This is a genomic window from Streptomyces sp. NEAU-174 (assembly GCF_052665095.1).
On record NZ_JBQTCE010000010.1, the window covers coordinates 372715 to 391531 of the forward strand.

The window sequence follows — 18817 nt, forward strand, 5'->3', positions numbered from 1 at the left end:
AGTCAATGAGCACGCCGATATGACCGATTCGGCGTGCCCCTGACAAGCGCTTCCGGAAGTATTCGTGGCTCCGGGCGCAGCGCGCAAGAGGACAATTCGGAACAGCCACCGGGCACACGCCACATAGCCCCGGCGGGTTCAGGCCGCCGGGGCTTGTGCTCCCATCCCCTTGGGTATCCGGTGAGACGGACGCGCGGGCGATCGGGTTCCGTTATGGCACGGACGTATCGCGCCCCGGCGGCCGGGCCGCAGGCCACGAATTCCGCCATCTCCGCCGCGACCGCCTCCGGGGTGCCGTCGAGCCTGCCCCGGCCCGGCCCCGGAGGGCCTTCCTCGTGCTTCAGGGCCTTCCTCGTGCTTCGGGGGGTCAGCGGGTCATGGCTTGGGCAGACCCGGCGGGTTGATCTCGGACTTCTTCACCGCCTCGCTGGAGAGCCCCCACCGCTTCAGGACCTTGGCGTACGAACCGTCCTGGATCACGTGGTCCAGGGCCGCGGCATAGGCGTCGACCAGACCGCTGCCCTTCTTGGTGGTGGCCGCGATCTTGCCCTGCACCTGGTCGCCGCCGCCCGAGAAGCGGCCGATGATCTGGGTCTGGCCGGCCGAGGCGACGTGGTAGGCAGAGGTGGGGTTCGGGCCGAAGTAGGCGTCGATACGGCCGGACTGGAGGGCGAGGTAGTAGTCGGTGTCCTTCTGGAAGTACTTGATGTCCACGGGCTTGCGGCCCGCCTTCTCGTTCTGCTTGCTCCAGTCGACCAGGATCTTCTCCTGGTTGGTGCCGGAAGCGACCGAGACGGTCTTGCCCGCCACGTCCTTCGGCCCCTTGACCCGCCAGGAGGTGCCCTTCTTGGCCTCGAAGGCGAGGTCGTCCAGCCGGTAGGTGGCGAAGTCGTACTTCTCCTTGCGCTCCTCGGTGACCGTCACATTGGAGAACACGCCGTCGAACTTGGAGCTGTCCAGGCCGACGAAGAGGTTCTCCCAGGAGACCGGCTGGAAGTCGACCTTGAGCCCGAGGGTGTCGGCCACCAGCGTGGCGATGTCGATCTCGGAGCCGATCCGGGTCTTGTCGTCGGTCGCGTAGAAGCCGAGCGGGGCGGAGGCGTCGGCGCTGCCGCCGATGCGCAGGGTGCCGCGCTCCCGGATCGCGGCCGGGACCTTCGCCGCGATCGAGTCGACCTTCTTCCCTCTGACGCGGTGCTGGTCCGGGCTGATGTTGATGGCGTTCTTCGAGCCCTTGGAGCCCACCGACTCCTGGACATCGCCGTCGCCGCAGCCGCCGAGCAGGGCGGAGGCGGTGAGCGCGGCGACGGCGGCGACGAGGGTGCGGCGGGTCTGCACGGGGGTGCTCCTTGCGTAGCTGTGGCTGAACATCGGTGATCTCGTGGACATCGGTGATCTCGTGGACATCGGTGGTGGTGGCCTCAGAGGACCTTGGAGAGGAAGGATTTGGTGCGCTCGTGGCTCGACGCGTCGAGCACCTCGGCGGGTGTGCCCCGCTCGACGATCCGGCCGCCGTCCATGAAGACGACGGTGTCGGCGACCTCCCGCGCGAAGCCGATCTCATGGGTGACGACGATCATCGTGGTGCCCTGGTGGGCCAGGTCCTTGATGACATCGAGGACCTCGCCGACCAGTTCGGGGTCGAGCGCGGACGTCGGCTCGTCGAAGAGCAGCAGCTCGGGCTCCAGGGCGAGGGCGCGGGCGATCGCCACCCGCTGCTGCTGTCCGCCGGAGAGCTGCCGGGGGTACGCGGCCGCCTTGTCGGCCAGACCGACCCGGTCGAGCAGCGCCTCGGCGGCGCGCACCGCCTCCTTCCTGGGGCGGCGCAACGCCGATATCGGCGCCTCGACGATGTTCTCCAGCACCGTCAGATGCGGGAAGAGGTTGAAGTTCTGGAAGACGAAGCCGATCCGGGTGCGCTGTTTGAGGATCTCGCGTTCGCGCAGCTCGTGGAGGCGGTCGCCCTGGCGGCGGTAGCCGACCAGGGAGCCGCCGACGCTGATCCAGCCGCTGTCCACCTTCTCCAGGTGGTTGATGGCGCGCAGCAGGGTGGACTTGCCGGAGCCGGAGGGGCCGAGGACGACGGCCACCTCTCCGGAGCGCACCTCCAGGTCGATGCCGCGCAGCACCTCCAAGGACCCGAAGCTCTTGTGGACGGAGCGGATGTCGACCATGGCGGTCATCGGGTGGCTCCCCGCGAGAAGTGGCGCTCGACGTAGTACTGCGCGATCGAGAGCACGGTGGTCAGGATGATGTACCAGACGGTCGCGACCATCAGCAGCGGCACGACCCGGCCGTTGCGCCCGTAGATGACCTGCACCTGGTAGAAGAGCTCGCCGATCGCCATGACGGAGACGATCGAGGTGCCCTTGAAGAGCGAGATCACCTCGTTGGCGGCGTTCGGCAGGATCGACCGCATCGCCTGCGGGAGCACGATCCGGCGCAGCTGCCGCAGCCGGGGAATGCCGAGCGCGGCCGCCGCCTCCAGCTGCCCGCCGTCCACGGCGAGGACGCCGCCGCGCACGATCTCCGCCGCGTAGGCCGCCTGGTGGAGGGCGAGTCCGAGCACCGCCGCGCTCATCGCCCCGACCAGACCCGCGGTGTCGAAGGAGAAGAAGCCGGGGCCGAAGGGGATGCCGAAGTCCAGCCGCTTGTAGAGATAGGTGAGGTTGAACCAGAAGAGCAGCTGGACGATGAGCGGGATGGAGCGGAACGCCCAGATGTAGGTGAAGGCGACCGACTTCAGGAAGGGGCTGTGGGACAGCCGCATGAAGGCGAGGACGATGCCGAGGGCGAAGCCGAGCGCGGTGCCGTAGAAGGTGAGCTGGATGGTGATCCAGACCGCCTTGAGGATGGTCCGGGTGGTGAAGAAGTCGGCGAAGACGTCCCATTCCCAGCCGGGGTTGGTGATCAGGCCGTGGGCGAACTGGGCCACGAGGACGGCGGTGACGACGACGGCGGCCCAGCGCCAGGGGTGGCGTACCGGGACGACTTTGAGGGCGGAGTAGTCCTCGCGTTCGGCGCCGCTTGCGGCGGCCTTGCCGATGGGTGGATCGGAGGTCAGGGACATGGAGGGTCCTTCGGGGGAGCGGAGGGTTGTGCGGGGGATGGTTTCGGGGGGCCACCCCCGGGGGTGGTTTCCGGGGGCGCTCAGGCGGTGGGCCTCAGGCGGCGAGGCTCAGACGGTGGGCCTCAGGCGGTGACCGTGGCGCGACAGGACAGTTCGCGCAGACAGCGCAGCAGGGCGCGCGCGGTGGCGTCGTTCTGCCGGAACGCGGGCGCGTTGGTACGAGGCCGGGCGAAGGCGCCCGAGGCGCGGGCGTCGGTGTGCGGGCCGAGCGCGAAGCGGCGTGGATGCGGGCGGCCCGTCCGGTCCAGGATCCGGGCGTCGGCGGGGCTGACGGCGAGCAGCCCGGCCGGGGTGGCGGCGGCGCCGTCGCGGTGCAGGGAGCGCAGCAGGGTGTCGCGGGAGCGGTCCACGGTCGGTTCCGGCAGCCGAGCCTCGACCAGCGCACGGGCCTCGACCGCATGGCCGGGCACACTGGCGGAGCTCGCCCGGAACACCCCGCGCACCGGATCGGTGGTCACGGTCATCTCGGCGCCGAGGAAGCGGACCACTCCGGCGCGGGAGAGCGCGAGCAGCTGCTCCAGCCGTGGCCCGGGCGGGCCGGAGGCGAGGAAGCTGAAGAAGCCGTGCCACCAGCCCCCGATGTCGCCGAGCCGGATCAGCTGACCGTAGACGGAGAGCAGGGCGAGGAAGACGGCCAGGTCGGGGCTGTGCGCGGGGTCGTGGCCGCGGGCGAGGTCGGCCTCGATATGGCCGCGCAGCGCCTGTTGCAGGGCCTCGTGGTCGCCGAACCGCAGCCCGGCCAGGGGGCGGTCGAGGGTGTCGAGGTCAAGCCGGTCGGCCGGGTCGGGCACGGCCGCCGCGACCAGGACGTCCAGGTCGGGGCTGCCGGGCGGGCAGGCGGCGTACTTCTCCTCGAACGCGGACCACTCCCCGGCCACGCGCTCCGGGTGGGCGGTGAACAGCCGGTGGTAGTGGGCGAACCCCAGCTCCTTGGCGATCAGCGGCCAGACGTCGCGCCGGAAGTCCGGCCGCCCGGGGCGCGCGAGCAGCGCATCGACCTCGGCGGGGCCGAAGAAGCGCGGCACCGGGGGCCGCTCGCCGCTCAGCGAGTAGCCGATCTTGGCGTGGTACGGCACGCCGCGCCGCGAACCGGCGTACAGCACGGGCTCGCGACCGGAGGGCCGGTAGACCAACTCCCCGTCCGGGCCGCGCTCATAGTGTCCGCCGCGCCCCTCGGTGAGCAGCACCATCAGATCGACGAAGGCGAGACCGAGGCCGCGTACGATCGCCGGCTCGCCGGGGCGCAGCGCGCTCACATCGCTGTCGGCGGTGAACTCCGGTGGGAGGTGGACCAGTTGGTGCTCGGCGGCGAACGCGGTGAGCGCCCGCTGCTCGGCGTCGGGTTCGGCGTCGAGGTGGCCGAGGGCGAGGATTACGGCGTCGGCGGTGAGCGGCGCGGTCCGCCCCTCCAGCCACACCTGCTGCCGTCCGTCGCGCGGCCCGGTGACGCGTACGGCCCGGTCCCGGTGCTCATGGACGATGGTGCCGGGCGGCAGTTCGGCCACGGCCCGTTCGTACACCCAGCGCAGATAGGCGCTTTGGAGCCGTCTGGTGGCGAAGCTCCGTCCGGTCAGGGCGGCGGCTTCGGCGGCGAGTTCGGGCGGCAGGGTGTGCGGCGGCTCCGCTACGCGGCGGACGTCACGGACGTCACGGACCTCACTGACCTCATCGCGAACCTCACGGACGTCACGGACCTCGCGGGCCCATTCGGCGAGGGAGGGGCCGGGGCGTATCGGGCCTTCGCGCTCCACCGACTCGTCGGTGAACATGGTGACGTCCTCGGCCATGGAGTTCATCCACAGCAGCGGGGACTGGTCGGGGCGCCAGATGCGGCCGCCGCCGGGCGGATGCGGATCGACCAGGTGCAGCTCGAACGGGGCGCCGTCGCCGTACAGCTCGGGGGCGTTGGCGGCGATGCGCTCGATCAGTCCGGTGGCACGGGGGCCGGCGCCGACGATGACGAGCGTGGCGGGTGATCGGAAGGGGTGGTCCGGATGCGCTGGGTGGTCCGGGTTCGCGGACATGCGGAGGCTCCGTGAGTTCTGAAGTGAACACACGCATGGCCTTCACACACGCCGAGCCCCTCAGCTCGACAACGGCCGGGCCCCTCAGCCCGGCATGGGGCCGAGAGTAGGACGACCCCACGGTGCGCTGTCAAGGCTGTCCGAACTGTGAGCGGCGCGTCTCACCGCGGTTGACGCGCAAGCGGAAGGCTGCTCCACTTGTCCCATGGACTCATGGCAGCGACTGGTCACGCGCGACCACATCGACTTCGGTCGGGTGTGGTCGTCGTCCTGTTCGGGCTGACCGCCCGCCTCCGCTGCCGTAGGGGGACTCCGTTCCCCAGCGCTTCGAGGCTTCGCCCGCGCCTGCCGGGCTCCCTCTCCCGGTGTGGCCGCAGCACATCCGCGTCGTCACGCGCCTTCGGTCTTCCACACACGCCAGTGCTCCGCCGCTCCCCTCAACCCGTCTGTCGGGTACGGGGGTGTCCGGCGGTTCTTTCCCCTCCCCGCCCCTTCCCGTAACCATGGACTCCGCCCCTGGACCCCGGCCCCAGGCGAACCCCTGCCCCGCGGCGAAGCCGCATACCAATGCCCCGGAAAGGGGCGAACCCCAGGCCCGGAACCTGAGGACTAAGCGCTCCGCTGGAAGTGCCCTGACCTGTCGTCGATCGTCCGCGGCGCCGTCGTGGCTGGTCGCGCAGTTCCCGCGCCCCTTCGGGGCGCACCCGAACCGCACCGGACTTCAATGAGACGGCTTAGCCCCGTCCAAGGCCCGCAGCAAAACCCCCGCCCGAGGACTGGCCCCCGCCCGGGGGCCCGGGGCAAAGCCCCGGCACGGGGGCTGGGGCGGAGCCTCAGTTTCGGGGAGGGGCGGGGAGGGGAACAGTCCGCCGCAGGCCGCAAGACCCGAGGGGAACAGCCCGCCGCAGGCGGCACGGGCCGCCGCCAAACCCCCTAGCAGTCGCAGCCGCAGTCACAACCATCACAGCAGTCGCAGCTACAGCAATCGCCGCAGTTGCCGCAGCAGTCACAACAGTCGCAGCAGTCATCGCACTTATGGCACAGGCCCTCGCGCGGCTGCCCGGTCCACGGGTCGTGGTACGGGTCGCGGCAGCACACCTGGCAGGTGCAGCAGAGCCCGGTCCACACCAGGCAGCCCGCGATCAGCCCCCGCCGGCGGCCGTGCGGCGGCTCCGGGGGCGGGGGCGCGCCGCCGGGGCCGCCAGGGTTGATCCACGGCGACTGCGGCGGCCCGTAGGCGGACTCCGGGGCACCCGGAGCGCCCGGCGTGCCCGGGGCGCCCAGCGTGCCCGCGCCCTGGCCGCCGCCGTGCGCACAGCCCGTGGTGCCGAAGGTGCGGTCCACCGCGCGCCCCAGCTCATGGACGAGCAGTACGTGGGCGAGCCGCCCGGAGCCCTTGCCCGCGAACTCGGTGTCCTTGAGCGCCAGCCGCACCCCGTGCACCGCGTCGTCGCACAGCCTGCGGACCTCGGCGAGGTCGGTCCCGGTGGCCGCGATCGGGTTCCAGGCGCCGGTCTGGGCGTCCTCGGCCAGGTCCTCCACCGCGTCCAGCAGATGCGCCAGCCGCCCGAAGAGCCGGCCCGCCTCCTCCAGCGGGGCCCGGTTGCCGGGCCGCCCGGCCAGCACGGCGGTGTGCCCGAAGGCCGCGGCGGTCGCGGTCTCGGTGGGCTCGGTGACGGTCAGCAGCGGGGTGCCGGGGCCCGCGAGGGACTCCAGCTCCTCCTGCCGGCCGACCGCGTCGAGCAACAGCGCGGTGTCGAAGCCGAGCGCGGCGCCGCTGCGCTCCCCCGCCCGGTCCCACCGCCCGGCCACCCGCCGGGCGGCCGCGGCGACCGGCCGCCGGGCCAACGCCCCGTCGCCGTCCGCCACATGGTCGCGCATCTTCGCCGAGGCCAGCACCAGCGAGACGGTGGCCGCGAGGCGCGCCCCCTCGCCCTGGGCGACCGACGCCGTCCGCATCCCGCGCAGCGGACAGGGCCCGGCGGTCCGCCGCCAGCCCTCCGACCGCCCCGCCTGGGCCTCCACCAGCACCGATATCACCAGGCCGTCGTAGTTGGTCGCGATGCGGGCGAACTGCCCGTGGTCACCCCTCAACGCGAGGCACAGCCCGCACAAATGCGCCATCCACTCAGTGCGCAGGTTTTCCGACAGCCGATGCCGACAAGGCCGGATAATGCCAAACACCACGATCCCCGTTCACCCGTACGTCCCCGACGTCACCCGTCCGGCAGCGGCGGAGTCTACCCATTGCTCCGTCAGCCCTCGTAAGCAGGTGGAACTCTGATATGGCGCCAGCCGTTGTGCACCAGTAACGTCACGAATCCCCTGTGCGGCCGCAATACACGTGGCAGACCATCCGCATCATGGACGACCATAGAGGGGCGGACGGTACACACCATCAGGGAGAGGAGGCGTCCATGGGATCGGTGCGCAAGGCAAGTGCCTGGCTTGGCCTCGTCGACGACAGCGATGACGAGCGCTACTACGACGACGACTACGCCGAGGGGTCCGAGCCCGGCGACTCCTGGATGACCGACCCGCGAGCGCGGGTGGCCGACGAGACCGCGCGGGACCAGGGCACCCGGATCGCCACGGTCACCCCGGACGGGTTCCGGGACGCCCGCGGCATCGGCGAGCTGTTCCGGGAGGGCGTACCGGTCATCGTGAACCTCACGACGATGGAGTCCGCCGACGCCAAGCGCGTGGTGGATTTCATGGCCGGGCTGATCTTCGGGCTGCGGGGCTCGATCGACCGGGTGGCCAACCGTGTCTTCCTCCTCACCCCGGCCGACTTCCAGATCGTCAGCGGACAGGCCGGCCACGCCACGGGCTTTTTCAACCAGAGCTAGCCCCGGGGCCGCTCACCGGAAGGCGTCGATTCCGGTGAGCGCCTTGCCCAGCACCAGTTGGTGCATTTCGACGGTGCCCTCATAGGTGAGCACGGACTCCAGATTCGTGGCGTGCCGCATCACCGGATACTCCAGCGAGATCCCGTTGGCGCCCAGAATCGTCCGGGCCGTGCGGCAGATCTCGATCGCCTCCCGCACATTGTTCAGCTTGCCGAAGCTGACCTGCTCCGGGCGGAGCCGCCCCGCCTCCAGACGCCGCCCCAGATGGTGGGCGAGCAGCACCCCCTTGTGGAGCTCCAGCGCCATATCGGCCAGCTTGGCCTGGGTGAGCTGGAAACCGCCGATCGGCCGGCCGAACTGCTCCCGCTCGCGCGCGTACTCCAGCGCCGACTCGAACGCGGAGCGGGCCGCGCCCATCGATCCCCAGATGATGCCGTAGCGGGCGTGGCTCAGACAGCTCAGCGGCCCACGCAGACCGGTGACCTCGGGCAGCACCGCGTCGGCCGGCAGCCGCACCTCGTCCAGGACCAGCTCGCTGGTGACCGAGGCGCGCAGCGACCACTTGTGCTTGATGTCGGGGGCCGAGAAGCCGGGCGTGTCGGTGGGGACGACGAAGCCGCGGATGCCCTCGTCGGTGCGGGCCCACACCACGGCGACCCCGGCCACCGAGCCATTGGTGATCCACATCTTGCGGCCGGTGAGCACCCAGTCCGAGCCGTCCCGCTTGGCGTAGGTGCGCATTCCGGCCGGGTCGGAGCCGTGGTCGGGCTCGGTCAGCCCGAAGCAGCCGATGACCTCGCCGGCGGCCATCCGGGGCAGCCACCGCTGCTTCTGCTCCTCGGAGCCGAAGCGGTGGATGGCGTACATGGACAGGGAGCCCTGCACCGACATCAGGGAGCGGATCCCGGAGTCGGCGGCCTCCAGCTCCAGACAGGCCAGGCCGTACTGGATCGGGCTTGCGCCCGCGCAGCCGTAGCCGGTGAGGGACATCCCGAGCGCGCCGAGGGAGCCGAGCTCCCGGGCCAGCTCGCGGATGCCGGGCACTTCGCCGCGCTCGTACCAGTCGGCGATGTGCGGCAGCACGCGATCGGCGGCCCACTGCCGCATGGTGTCGCGGACCGCGAGGTCCTCGGGGTCGAGGAGATCATCGAGCCCCAGCGGGTCACGCGGATCGAACGACGGCAGGGTGCCAGCGGACATGGGCGGCGGCCTCCGGTGGATGCGGTTCCGGTTACGCCAGGCGGTACCGGCCACCGGGGCGCGTCCTCCCGCCCGGCAGCCGGGTTGATCAGCCCAGCCGATCCGACGCTACGGCCGGGTAACCCCTGACGTCCAGACCCGCTCACACCGGGCCAACGGGGGCCGGGCAGCGCTCGGGCGCGGCGAGGGCGGGACTCGGGCGCGAACTCGGGCGGGCCGTCCCGGACCTGCGGCGGGCTGCGCCCCTCCCCGCGGCTCCATCTGCGGCTCCGCCGCAGGGCAGGGGCTTCGCCCCTGGACCCCGGGGTCTGGGGCCGAGCCCTGCCACGCGGCGAAGCCGCATACCGATGCCGCAGAAAGGGGCGAAGACCCCGCCCAGGGCCTGGAGTAAAGCCCCTCACCTGGAGCCTGGGGCGAAACCCCGTCCCGGGGTCTGGGGCGAAACCCCGGCCGGGTCTGGGGCGGCGCCCTATCCGGGGTCTGGGCGGAGCCCGTCCGGGGTCTGGGGCGGAGCCCCGTCCGGGGTCTGGGGCGGAGCCCCGTCCGGGGTCTGGGGCGGAGCCCCGTCCGGGGTCTGGGCGGAGCCCCAGTTTCGGGAAGGGGCGGGGAGGGGAAAATCCGCCAGCCACCGCGTGGGACCCGGGCGGGGCGGTCGGGGCCCGGCCCGGACTCGGGACCGGGTCGGTCAGGACTCGGCGGCGACGGTGGCGCGGTCGAGGCGGGCCGGGGCGTCCGGAGCGTCCGGCCCCTGCTGGTCCGCCGAGCTCTGCTGGTCCGCCGGCCCCCGCTGCTCCACCGGCCCCCGCTGCTCCACCGACTCCTGCTGCTCCGACGCGCCCTCGGCGGACTCCTCGTCGTCGGCGGCGCACTCCATCACCTTGGGCAGCCGCAGCGCGGCCAGCGCGCCGAGCAGCAGCAGACCGGCGCTGACCGCGAGCGTGACGTGCAGACCGTGGACGAAGGCGGCGCGGGAGGCCGAACGCAGGGCCTCCCCGGCGTGGCCGCCGAGCCGGTCGGAGACCTTGTACGCGGCGCCCAGCGACTGGCTCGCGTCGGAACTGGCGTAGGCGGGAACCCCGGGCACCGAGGAGACGCCGGGCTTGTACGCGGCGTTCATGACGCTGCCGAGGAGGGCGATACCGATCCCGGCGCCGAGCTGGTACGAGGTCTCACCGATCGCGGCCGCGCCGCCCGCGGAACCGGACGACGCCTCGTTGAGCATGGACTCGTACGCGCTGAAGAGCGTGGTCTCCAGGCCGAAGCCCAGGACGATGAAGCCGCCGACGAGTACGGCGGGCCGGTCGGACTGGCCCATGGCGGTGAGCGAGAGCACGGCGAGGGCGGTGAGCGCGAAGCCGACCACGACCATGACCCGCGGGCCGAGCCACTGGAGCATCCGGGACCCCACGAGCCCCGCGGCCATGGCGGCGAAGGTGAGCGGCAGCAGCCGCAGCCCCGTCTCGAGCGGGGTGAGCCCGAGTACGAGCTGGAGGTACTGGGCGGCTATGAGCTCCAGGCCGACGAGCGCCAGCAGAGCGAGCACGATACAGCCGACGGAGATCGAGAAGGCGGGCCGGGCGAACAGCTTGAGGTCCACCAGCGGATGCGTACGGCGGCGCTGGCGGCGGACGAAGAGCACCAGCAGCACCACCCCGACCAGCACCGGGGCGGCGGTCACGGCGTCCAGCGGCCCCGCGCCGCTGCCCACCCGCTTCACGCCGAGGACGACGCAGAACAGCCCGCACGCGGCCATGACCGCGCCCAGCACGTCCCAGGGGCCGTTCTTGTCGCCGGTGGACTCCGGCAGCAGCCAGCGGCCGACGGGCAGCGCCACGACCATCAGGGGGAGGTTGACCAGGAAGACCGAGCCCCACCAGAAGTTCTCCACCAGGAAGCCGCCGAGCAGCGGGCCGACCGCCGCGCCGACGGCGGCGACCGCGCTCCAGACGCCTATCGCCAGCGCCCGCTCCCGGCGGTCCGGGAAGACCTGGCGCAGTATCGACAGGGTGGCGGGCATGATCATCGCGCCGCCGACGCCCAGCAGGGCGCGGGCCACGATGAGGATCTGGGGGTTGGGGGCGAAGGCGGCGATCGCGGAGGCGGCGCCGAAGAGCGCGTAGCCGAGCAGCAGGACGCGCCGTCTGCCGACGCGGTCGCCGAGGGTGCCGAAGAGGATCAGCAGCGAGGCGCAGACCAGTGGGTAGACGTCCACGATCCACAGCAGTTCGATCCCGCCGGGGCGCAGATCCTCGGTTACGGCCGGGACCGCGACATGGAGCACGGTCGCGTCCACGGCGACGAGCAGCAGGCTGACGCAGAGCACGAGGAGTACGACCCAGCGGTTCGCCCCGCCGCTCGCCTCGGTGCCGCGCCATTGCCGGGGAACGCCCGCCGTCCGCCGATTGCCGGCCGTGGTCGTCCCGGACATGTACGCACCTCCCTGGGTCTTGCGCTCGCGGTCCGCCGCCGTGACGGCGGTACGTCACGTCGTAGGGACGTCCGGGTGACCCCGGCGGCGAAGGCGCGAGTGAGAGGTCAGGGTACGCGAGTCCCCGCGCGAGCCGTGTGCCGCAGGTCATGTTGGGACCGCACCGCGGATGATTACGGAGGCGTACGTTCCAGACTTCCCCTTTTGTCCCCCTGTCCCCCTGCCGTCCATCCTGTGTCCACAGGCCCCGCGAGCAGCCCGGAACATCCTTGATAATCGTCGCCGTGACTGATCTCGCCCAGGCCGGCGCCGCGCCGCTCAGCGACGACGGCCGACCGGGCCGCGCCGCTGGTCGCGCGCTGCGCCGGGCCGCTCCAGCACTGCTCGCGTATGCGGGGACGCGCCTTCTCGGGCTGGTGGTTCTCGCGATCTGGGGGGCCTTCGCGGACAAGAGCCCGCACCAGCTGCTCTCCGCGCGCTGGGACTCGCTGTGGTACACCCGCATCGCCGAGGAGGGGTACGGCTACACGCTCCATCTGCCCGACGGCGCGATCCACTCCAACCTGGCGTTCTTCCCCCTGCTCCCGGCGCTGGAGCGGGTGATATCGGCCATAGCCTCGCTGGGCGCGGCCGACGCCGGTCTGCTGGTGAGCTCGGTCACGTCCCTGTTCGCCGCCTGGGGGATCTTCGCGATCGGGGATCTGCTGTACGGGCGGCGGGTGGGCGTCACGCTGGCCGTGCTGTGGGGTGTGCTGCCGGTCGGGATCGTGCAGTCGATGGCGTACTCGGAGTCCCTCTTCACGGCACTGGCCGCCTGGGGGGTCTACGCGGCGCTCACCCGGCGGTGGCTGTGGGCGGGGCTGTGCGCGGCGCTCGCGGGGCTCACCCGCCCGGTGGGGGCCGCGGTGGTCGCCGCGGTGTGGGTGGCGGCCGCGGTGGAGCTGCTGCCCGGCGGGCGATGGCGGCACGCGTGGCGCCAGGACCGGAGTCTGCTCGCGGGCGTCGTGCTGGCGCCGCTGGGCTGGCTGGGCTATGTGGTGTGGGTCGCCCTCCGCACCGGAAGCGTCACCGGCTACTTCGACGTGCAGAACGGCTGGGGCAACGGGTTCGACGGCGGCCTGGCCTTCGCGGGCTTCGTCGGGGGGCTGCTGATCGAGCCGCCCTTCGTGGGCGGGCTCGGGCTGCTGCTCGGCGTCGGGGCGCTGATCTGGCTCGCGGTCCGCTGTGTGCGGCAGCGCCAGCCGCCGCCGCTGCTGGCCTACGGCGGTGCGGTGCTCGTCCTGGCGCTGGCCGCGAAGGGGTACTTCGGCTCCAAGCCCCGGCTGCTGATACCGGCCTTCCCGCTGCTGCTGCCGATCGCGGTCGCCCTGGCCCGGCTGCGCCCGGTGCGCGCCGCGCTGGTCCTGGGGTCGGTGGGGCTCGCCTCGGCGGTGTACGGGGCCTTCTGGCTGCATGGCTCCGGGCCGCCCTGATCCGGCCACCGCCGCGATCCGGCCACCCCGGCCGGCCCGGTGGAGCCCCGCCGACGATCACTCCCGGCCACCCGGCGACACCAAGGGAAACTTCGGGGAACGCTATGGCTAATAGGCGATAAACACGCCCTGTAAGAATTCCATAAAGTCCCTGAGACACGCCCATTGGAAGGTGGGGAGCAGAAAAGTCCCGAGGCCTCGTGCATTCCTTGGAAAGGGCGCGGCCAAAAGCCGTGGACGAGACGCACTCCACATCACATCGTCATCACAAAGCGACCTGATCGACCGAAGCGACCTGTCACGCAATGTAACGTCGATTAGGTGCGTACCGAAGACAAGCTCCCCACGACCGAGGAGCGAAGGACCGATCCCGCGCGACCGCGCATGACCCGAACACGCTTCTGGCTGCTCGGGACCACGCTGGCGGTCTACGCGGCGACCGTGATCGGCGTGCTCACCACCTCTTGGCTGGTGAAGCTCGACTGGCAGGTCATGCTCTTCCGGCCCTACAAGCAGTGGCCCGAGTTCCACACCTTCCTGGACTACTTCGTGGTCATGGGCCAGCGGGGGCCCACCGCCGTGGCCGTCGCCGCCTGGCTGGGGTGGTGCTGCCACCGGCAGCGCACCCTGCGCCCGCTGCTGGCGCTGGGCACCTCCCTGCTGCTGCTGAACTCCACCGTGGGCGCGGTGAAGATCGGCTTCGGCCGGCTCGGTCCGCACTACGCGACCACCGTCGGGTCCAATGAGATGTGGCACACCGGCGATATATTTCCTTCGGGTCACACCGCGAACGCCGTGGTCACCTGGGGCATTCTGGCCTATCTGGCGACCACCCCCGTGGCCCGCAGGGTCGCCTCGCTGATCGCCGCGGGCTTCGCCTTCGGGGTCGGCATGACCACCGTCTACCTCGGCACCCACTGGCTGAGCGATGTGGTGCTGGGCTGGGCCGCCGGGGTGCTGGTGCTGCTGGCGCTGCCCTGGCTGGAGCCCGCCATGGCCCGCGCCGAGATGCTGCTGCTGACCCTGTGGCACCGGCTGCGCGAGAGCCGCGCGCCCGTGTCGGTGCCATCCGGGCGGCCGGTCGCCGGGACCCCGCTGGCCACCCCGCGCACCGCCCGCGACGACGAGCTGCCCGCCCGCGAGACCGTGGCCGTGGTCCGGCCCGGCACCGCCACCGGCCGGAGCCCCGACGGGCGGCCCCTCCACCCGGTCCGCCAGCACACGGTGCGCTCCGAGCGCACCCCGGTCACCCCGGTCGGCAGCCGTCGGCCGCCGCACGCCGACCGGGTGCCGCGCGCCACGGCGCCCTTCGGCCCGTCCGGCGCCTCCCGGGGCCGGACGGCCACCGGAGGCTGAGCCACCCACCGGGCTGCGGGGGCGGTACGCACCCTCTGCCCCGCGCCGACCGGTCGCACCCGCACCACGGCCCCGGGACGCTCCCACCAGAGCGTTCCGGGGCCGTGGTCGTATCCGTATCCGCGCCGGGCGCACCGGCCCATCGGCGCGGGCGCGCACCGGCGTGGGCTCGGGCCGGTCGGCGGTCAGCGGACGGCCGGTCGGCGGTCGGCCCGTCAGCCGCGCCCGGTCAGCCGCGCCAGCAGCGCTTCACCGTGCCCTCGTCCACCTCGAAGTCGATCCGCCCCCGCAGATACTCCATGGTGATGATCGCGCCCGGCGGAAGCGTCCGTACGGTGCTCCAGCCGCGTGCGCGCGCCCTCTCCTCGGCGGCGGCGGCATCGAGGCCCACATAGCTGTCGAGGTCGTCGTCGGGTTCGGCCGGAAGGTTCGGTACAGGTCCCATGAGAGCCACCGTAGGTGGCTCCCTACGGGTGGCAAACCCAGAGTTGTCTTGGACCGCCATGGGACTACCACCGCCCCATGACTCTCACGGCCGCCATTCGTCACACTTGTGTCACAGAAAACACGCCCGGGTTTGTGAACGACTTCATCACTCTTCCGGGGCTTGTGTTGACGCCTCGAAGATGATTGCGAGTTTCCGTCGATATCCCGCGCCAAACGGCCGGCTCCGGTATGAGCGGCGGTGCGTGGCCGAGATCTGTCGAACAATTCCCGAGGCGACCGGAAAAGTACGGCCCGGACCCCTCCGGAGCGCACAATTCCACCACAAATGGGCGGGGCCGAAGCCCGAGGTTTACCCCCACCCGGACGCGGTACCCGCCGCCCCGGAGCCAACATGACTGACAGATCCGATGAGACCCCCGAGAAGACGGCGGCCGGCGGTACGAGCCCGTCGGCACTCCTGCGTGGCGCCCGTGAGCAGCTCGCCGAGCTGACGGGCCTGTACCCCGAGTCCCTCCCCCGTCTGGAGCGGACCGACGACGGGTGGCTGCTGGAGGCCGAGGTGACGGAGCTGGTCCGGGTGCCGGAGACGATGAGCCTGATGGCCCTGTACGAGGTGACCCTCGACCCGGACGGCCTGCTGACCGGCTACCGGCGTCTCCGCCGCTATGAGCGCGGCCGGAGCGACCGCCGCTGACACCGGCGGGGGACCGGACGCCACCGGAAACGAGAGGAACCCATCCGACATGACCACTGTTGTCCCGGCACAGCAATCCAGGGGCGGGGGCGGCACCAGCGGCCTGTACGACGTCCTGGAACTCATCCTCGACCGAGGGCTGGTGATCGACGCGTTCATCCGAGTCTCCCTGGTCGGTATCGAAATACTCAAGATCGACGTTCGGATCGTGGTCGCGAGCGTCGACACCTATCTGCGGTTCGCCGAGGCGTGCAACCGCCTCGACCTGGAGTCGGGCCCGAACAAGTCGCCCGGGCTGCCCGAGGTCGTGGAGGGCATCACCGAGAACGGCGCGCGGTCCAAGACCAAGGGCGCGCTCTCCGGCGCCGGTGACACCGTCTCCAAGGCCGCCCAGTCCGTGGCCGACGCGATCCGCCCGTCGGAGGAGGAAGCGGAGGAGGAGCCGCGCCGACGCCGTCCGGCCCGTAAGGCGGCGCCACGGAAGTCCGAGGAGTCCTCATGACCACGTATGTCTACGGCATCGCGCGGGGCGAGGTGCCGGACCTGGGCGATGGGCTGCTGGGCATCGGCGACCCCCCGCTGCCGGTCCGGGCGCTGAACGAGGGCGAGCTGGCCGCGATCGTCAGCGACTGCCCGCCCGAGCTCAAGCCCCGGCGCCGCGATCTGCTGGCCCACCAGCATGTGCTGGCCGAGGTCAGCGACTCCCGCGCGGTGCTGCCGATGCGCTTCGGCAGCGTCTCGTCCAGCGACGAGGACGTCCGCAGCGTGCTGGCCGAGCACGCCGACCGCTACCAGGACCAGCTGAACCGGCTGTCCGGCCGGGTGGAGTACAACGTCAAGGCCGTGCACGACGAGGACTCGGTGCTGCACCAGGTGCTCGCCGAGGAGCCGGAGCTGCGGATGATGGCGGAGGCCAACCGGGCGGCGGGCGGCGGCACCTACGAGGACCGGGTGCGCTTCGGCGAGCTGATGGCGGGCGCGGTACGGGCCCGTGAGGTGCGGGACGCGAAGCTCGTGGAGGAGGCGCTGGCGCCGACCGCCGAGGATGTGCGGCCCGGCCCGGAGAGCGGCGGCTGGTTTGTGAGCCTGTCGCTGCTGCTCGCCAAGGACTCCGCCGATCCGCTTCTGTCGGCCGCCGCCGACCTGGAGCGGGCCCATCCCTGGCTGAAGCTGCGGATCAACGGTCCGCTGCCGCCGTACAGCTTCGTCGAGTCCTGATGCTGATGATCGGCTGGGTGCTGAGGCAGGTCGTCGCCGCGGCGGAGCGGGAGTACTACGACCCGGCCAACATCCAGCGCGCCCTGGCCGAGCTGGAGACCCAGCTCGACCAGGGCGTGATCGACGAACGAGAGTTCGAGCGGCAGGAGGACGTGCTGCTCGACCGGTTGGAGGAGGCGCACCAGTGGGCGAACGGGACTCTGTGACCACCCGGGGCGGTGCGGCCCCGACGGCCCGCGCCTACGGCTCACCCGCGTCGTCGCTCGGCTCCTCGGGGTCGTACGGGCTGGCCGGACGGGGTGAGGGCGGGGCGAACCTCGCCGACATCCTGGAGCGGGTGCTCGACAAGGGCGTGGTGATCGCGGGCGATATCCGCATCAATCTGCTCGACATCGAACTTCTCACGATCAAGCTGCGGCTGATCGTGGCCTCGGTCGACAAGGCGAAGGAGATGGGCATCGACTGGTGGGAGCACGACCCGTCGCTCTCCTCACGCGCCCGGACCGGGGTGGACGGCGCCGAGAAGACCGAGGTGACCAGCGGGGAGAACCGGGAGACCACCGCATGACCGAAGGACTGCGGTACGCCTACGCGGTCGTACGCGACACCGGTGCGCCGGAGGCCGCCCTGGACGCCCTCACCGCCCTGGAGGGGGTGACCGGCGTCGCGGACGAATCGGTGTACGCCGTACGCCATCTGGGGCTCGCCGTGCTGGCGGGTGCCGTACCGGCCGAGGACTACGCCGAGGACCCGCTGCGGGAGCGGCTGGAGGACATGGCCTGGCTGGAGAAGATGGCCCGGGCCCATCAGCGGGTGGTCGACACCGCCGGTGCGGAGTCCTGTGTCCTACCGGTCCGGCTGGCCACCATCTGCCACGGCGACGAGGGGCTGCGGCGGATGCTCGCCACCGGCCGGGAGCGGTTCACCGCGGCGCTGGACCGGCTGGAGGACCGGGTGGAATGGGGCGTCAAGGCGTACGCCGCACAGCCCGCCGCCGAGGAGCCACCCGCCGGCACCGCGAACACCGGGACCGCGAACGCCGCGGACGCCCCGAGCACCCCGAATGACCCGGGCGCCATGTCCGGCCGCGACTATCTGCGCCGCCGCAAGGCCCAGCGGCAGGCCGCCGAGCAGCGCTGGGGCGATACCGAGGAGGGCGCGCGGCTGGTGCACGACACCCTCGGCGGGCTGGCCGAGCAGTCCCGGCTGCATCCGCCGCAGGACCCCCGGCTGTCGGGGATCTCCGACCGCAATGTGCTGAACGCCGCGTATCTGGTGCGGCGCGAGGACAGCGCCGACTTCGCCGAGCGGGTCGGTGAGCTGGCCGGGCGGACGCCCGCGCTCCGGGTCGAGCTGACCGGCCCCTGGGCGCCGTACTCCTTCACCGCCATGGACGAGTCCACCGCCGTGGACGAGACCTCCGGCGCGACAGGGGAGACCGAGGGCGCGGGGGCGGACGGATGACGCTGGCCCCCGAGGGCCCCCTGGCCCATCAGCAGATCGCCCTGGTGGATGTGTTGGACCGGCTGCTCGCGGGCGGTGTGGTGATCACCGGTGATCTGACCCTGCGGATCGCCGACGTCGATCTGGTCCGTATCGATCTGCGCGCGCTCATCAGCTCGGTCAACGCCAATGTGCCGTCCCCTTGGGAGGAACCGTGAGCCGCAAGCTGGAGCTGGACCAGGACACCGTCGAGCGCGATCTGATGAAGCTGGTGCTCACCGTCGTGGAGTTGCTGCGCCAGCTCATGGAGCGGCAGGCGCTGCGCCGGGTGGACCAGGGCGATCTGACGGAGGACCAGGAGGAGCGGATCGGGCTGACGCTGATGCTCCTGGAGGACCGGATGGGCACGCTCTGCGACCGCTACGGCATCGCGCCCTCCGACCTCAACCTGGACCTTGGGCCACTCGGTCCGCTCCTGCCCCCGAGGGAGTGACGCTCGGGGCAGCTCCCCGGATCACGCCGCCCACCGGGCGATCATGGCGTTACCCGCCCAGGA

Annotated in this window: 19 protein-coding genes; 11 read left to right on the top strand and 8 right to left on the bottom strand. The window is 71.8% G+C overall.

All coding sequences use genetic code 11. From position 1 onward, the window contains the following. Window positions 1-375 precede the first annotated feature (375 nt). The 5 genes from ACT2CW_RS28735 to ACT2CW_RS28755 all read right to left on the bottom strand — a co-directional run bounded on the left by ACT2CW_RS28735 (window position 376) and on the right by ACT2CW_RS28755 (window position 7338). The gene (locus ACT2CW_RS28735) at window positions 376-1338 is read right to left on the bottom strand and encodes an ABC transporter substrate-binding protein (RefSeq protein WP_182471027.1); all 963 of its coding nucleotides are present in this window, start codon (window positions 1336-1338) and stop codon (window positions 376-378) included. Window positions 1339-1421: 83 nt separating this feature from the next. Further along, complete coding sequence (locus tag ACT2CW_RS28740) at window positions 1422-2183, bottom strand: amino acid ABC transporter ATP-binding protein (protein WP_445518715.1); 762 nt, start codon at window positions 2181-2183, stop codon at window positions 1422-1424. Then, a complete protein-coding gene (locus tag ACT2CW_RS28745; RefSeq protein ID WP_164436406.1) occupies window positions 2180-3070 on the bottom strand; it encodes an amino acid ABC transporter permease in 891 nt (296 codons plus the stop codon). Before ACT2CW_RS28745 ends, ACT2CW_RS28740 begins: the two co-directional genes overlap by 4 nt. A 122-nt stretch (window positions 3071-3192) precedes the next feature. After that, window positions 3193-5154: an FAD/NAD(P)-binding protein gene (locus ACT2CW_RS28750; RefSeq protein WP_445518716.1), complete on the bottom strand. Its 1962-nt coding sequence runs from the start codon at window positions 5152-5154 to the stop codon at window positions 3193-3195. A gap of 933 nt (window positions 5155-6087) precedes the next feature. Further along, window positions 6088-7338: a DUF5685 family protein gene (locus ACT2CW_RS28755; RefSeq protein ID WP_182471061.1), complete on the bottom strand. Its 1251-nt coding sequence runs from the start codon at window positions 7336-7338 to the stop codon at window positions 6088-6090. A gap of 233 nt (window positions 7339-7571) precedes the next feature. Between ACT2CW_RS28755 and ACT2CW_RS28760 the strand changes: the two genes are divergently transcribed. Further along, window positions 7572-8003 (top strand): cell division protein SepF, encoded by a 432-nt coding sequence (locus tag ACT2CW_RS28760; RefSeq protein ID WP_138911328.1) that lies wholly within the window; start codon window positions 7572-7574, stop codon window positions 8001-8003. A 12-nt stretch (window positions 8004-8015) separates the two neighbouring features. Here ACT2CW_RS28760 and ACT2CW_RS28765 read toward each other — a convergent pair whose 3' ends face one another. Both ACT2CW_RS28765 and ACT2CW_RS28770 read right to left on the bottom strand, forming a co-directional pair. Beyond that, a complete protein-coding gene (locus tag ACT2CW_RS28765) occupies window positions 8016-9203 on the bottom strand; it encodes an acyl-CoA dehydrogenase family protein (RefSeq protein WP_086885432.1) in 1188 nt (395 codons plus the stop codon). A gap of 685 nt (window positions 9204-9888) precedes the next feature. After that, a complete protein-coding gene (locus ACT2CW_RS28770; RefSeq protein ID WP_445518717.1) occupies window positions 9889-11631 on the bottom strand; it encodes an MFS transporter in 1743 nt (580 codons plus the stop codon). Window positions 11632-11915: 284 nt separating this feature from the next. Between ACT2CW_RS28770 and ACT2CW_RS28775 the strand changes: the two genes are divergently transcribed. Together ACT2CW_RS28775 and ACT2CW_RS28780 are read left to right on the top strand one after the other, a co-directional pair. Next, on the top strand, window positions 11916-13103 hold the full coding sequence (locus ACT2CW_RS28775) for a mannosyltransferase family protein (RefSeq protein WP_445518718.1): 1188 nt from the start codon (window positions 11916-11918) through the stop codon (window positions 13101-13103). 384 nt (window positions 13104-13487) lie between these two features. After that, a complete protein-coding gene (locus tag ACT2CW_RS28780; RefSeq protein WP_445518719.1) occupies window positions 13488-14459 on the top strand; it encodes a phosphatase PAP2 family protein in 972 nt (323 codons plus the stop codon). 229 nt (window positions 14460-14688) lie between these two features. Here ACT2CW_RS28780 and ACT2CW_RS28785 read toward each other — a convergent pair whose 3' ends face one another. Continuing rightward, window positions 14689-14904 carry an I78 family peptidase inhibitor gene (locus tag ACT2CW_RS28785; protein ID WP_138911324.1) on the bottom strand — a complete coding sequence of 72 codons (216 nt, stop codon included), beginning with the start codon at window positions 14902-14904 and terminating at the stop codon, window positions 14689-14691. Window positions 14905-15297: 393 nt separating this feature from the next. On the opposite strand from ACT2CW_RS28785, the gene gvpO reads away from it, so the two are divergent. The 8 genes from gvpO to ACT2CW_RS28825 are packed head-to-tail and all read left to right on the top strand — an operon-like array spanning window position 15298 to window position 18754. Continuing rightward, window positions 15298-15600: a gas vesicle protein GvpO gene (gene gvpO, locus ACT2CW_RS28790; RefSeq protein ID WP_445518720.1), complete on the top strand. Its 303-nt coding sequence runs from the start codon at window positions 15298-15300 to the stop codon at window positions 15598-15600. Between the two features lie 49 nt (window positions 15601-15649). After that, window positions 15650-16102, top strand: a complete 453-nt coding sequence (locus ACT2CW_RS28795; protein ID WP_182471034.1) for a gas vesicle structural protein GvpA — start codon at window positions 15650-15652, stop codon at window positions 16100-16102. Beyond that, window positions 16099-16818 (top strand): GvpL/GvpF family gas vesicle protein, encoded by a 720-nt coding sequence (locus tag ACT2CW_RS28800; RefSeq protein WP_182471035.1) that lies wholly within the window; start codon window positions 16099-16101, stop codon window positions 16816-16818. The genes ACT2CW_RS28795 and ACT2CW_RS28800 overlap by 4 nt, the downstream gene beginning before the upstream one ends. A 17-nt stretch (window positions 16819-16835) precedes the next feature. Continuing rightward, window positions 16836-17024 carry a gas vesicle protein GvpG gene (locus ACT2CW_RS28805; RefSeq protein ID WP_372455257.1) on the top strand — a complete coding sequence of 63 codons (189 nt, stop codon included), beginning with the start codon at window positions 16836-16838 and terminating at the stop codon, window positions 17022-17024. Next, window positions 17003-17386, top strand: coding sequence for a gas vesicle protein (locus ACT2CW_RS28810; RefSeq protein WP_445518721.1), 384 nt, complete (start codon window positions 17003-17005; stop codon window positions 17384-17386). Before ACT2CW_RS28805 ends, ACT2CW_RS28810 begins: the two co-directional genes overlap by 22 nt. Further along, window positions 17383-18282 carry a GvpL/GvpF family gas vesicle protein gene (locus tag ACT2CW_RS28815; protein WP_445518722.1) on the top strand — a complete coding sequence of 300 codons (900 nt, stop codon included), beginning with the start codon at window positions 17383-17385 and terminating at the stop codon, window positions 18280-18282. Before ACT2CW_RS28810 ends, ACT2CW_RS28815 begins: the two co-directional genes overlap by 4 nt. Beyond that, window positions 18279-18479, top strand: a complete 201-nt coding sequence (locus ACT2CW_RS28820) for a gas vesicle protein (protein WP_182471037.1) — start codon at window positions 18279-18281, stop codon at window positions 18477-18479. The genes ACT2CW_RS28815 and ACT2CW_RS28820 overlap by 4 nt, the downstream gene beginning before the upstream one ends. After that, window positions 18476-18754: a gas vesicle protein K gene (locus ACT2CW_RS28825; protein WP_037949869.1), complete on the top strand. Its 279-nt coding sequence runs from the start codon at window positions 18476-18478 to the stop codon at window positions 18752-18754. Before ACT2CW_RS28820 ends, ACT2CW_RS28825 begins: the two co-directional genes overlap by 4 nt. Window positions 18755-18817 lie beyond the last annotated feature (63 nt).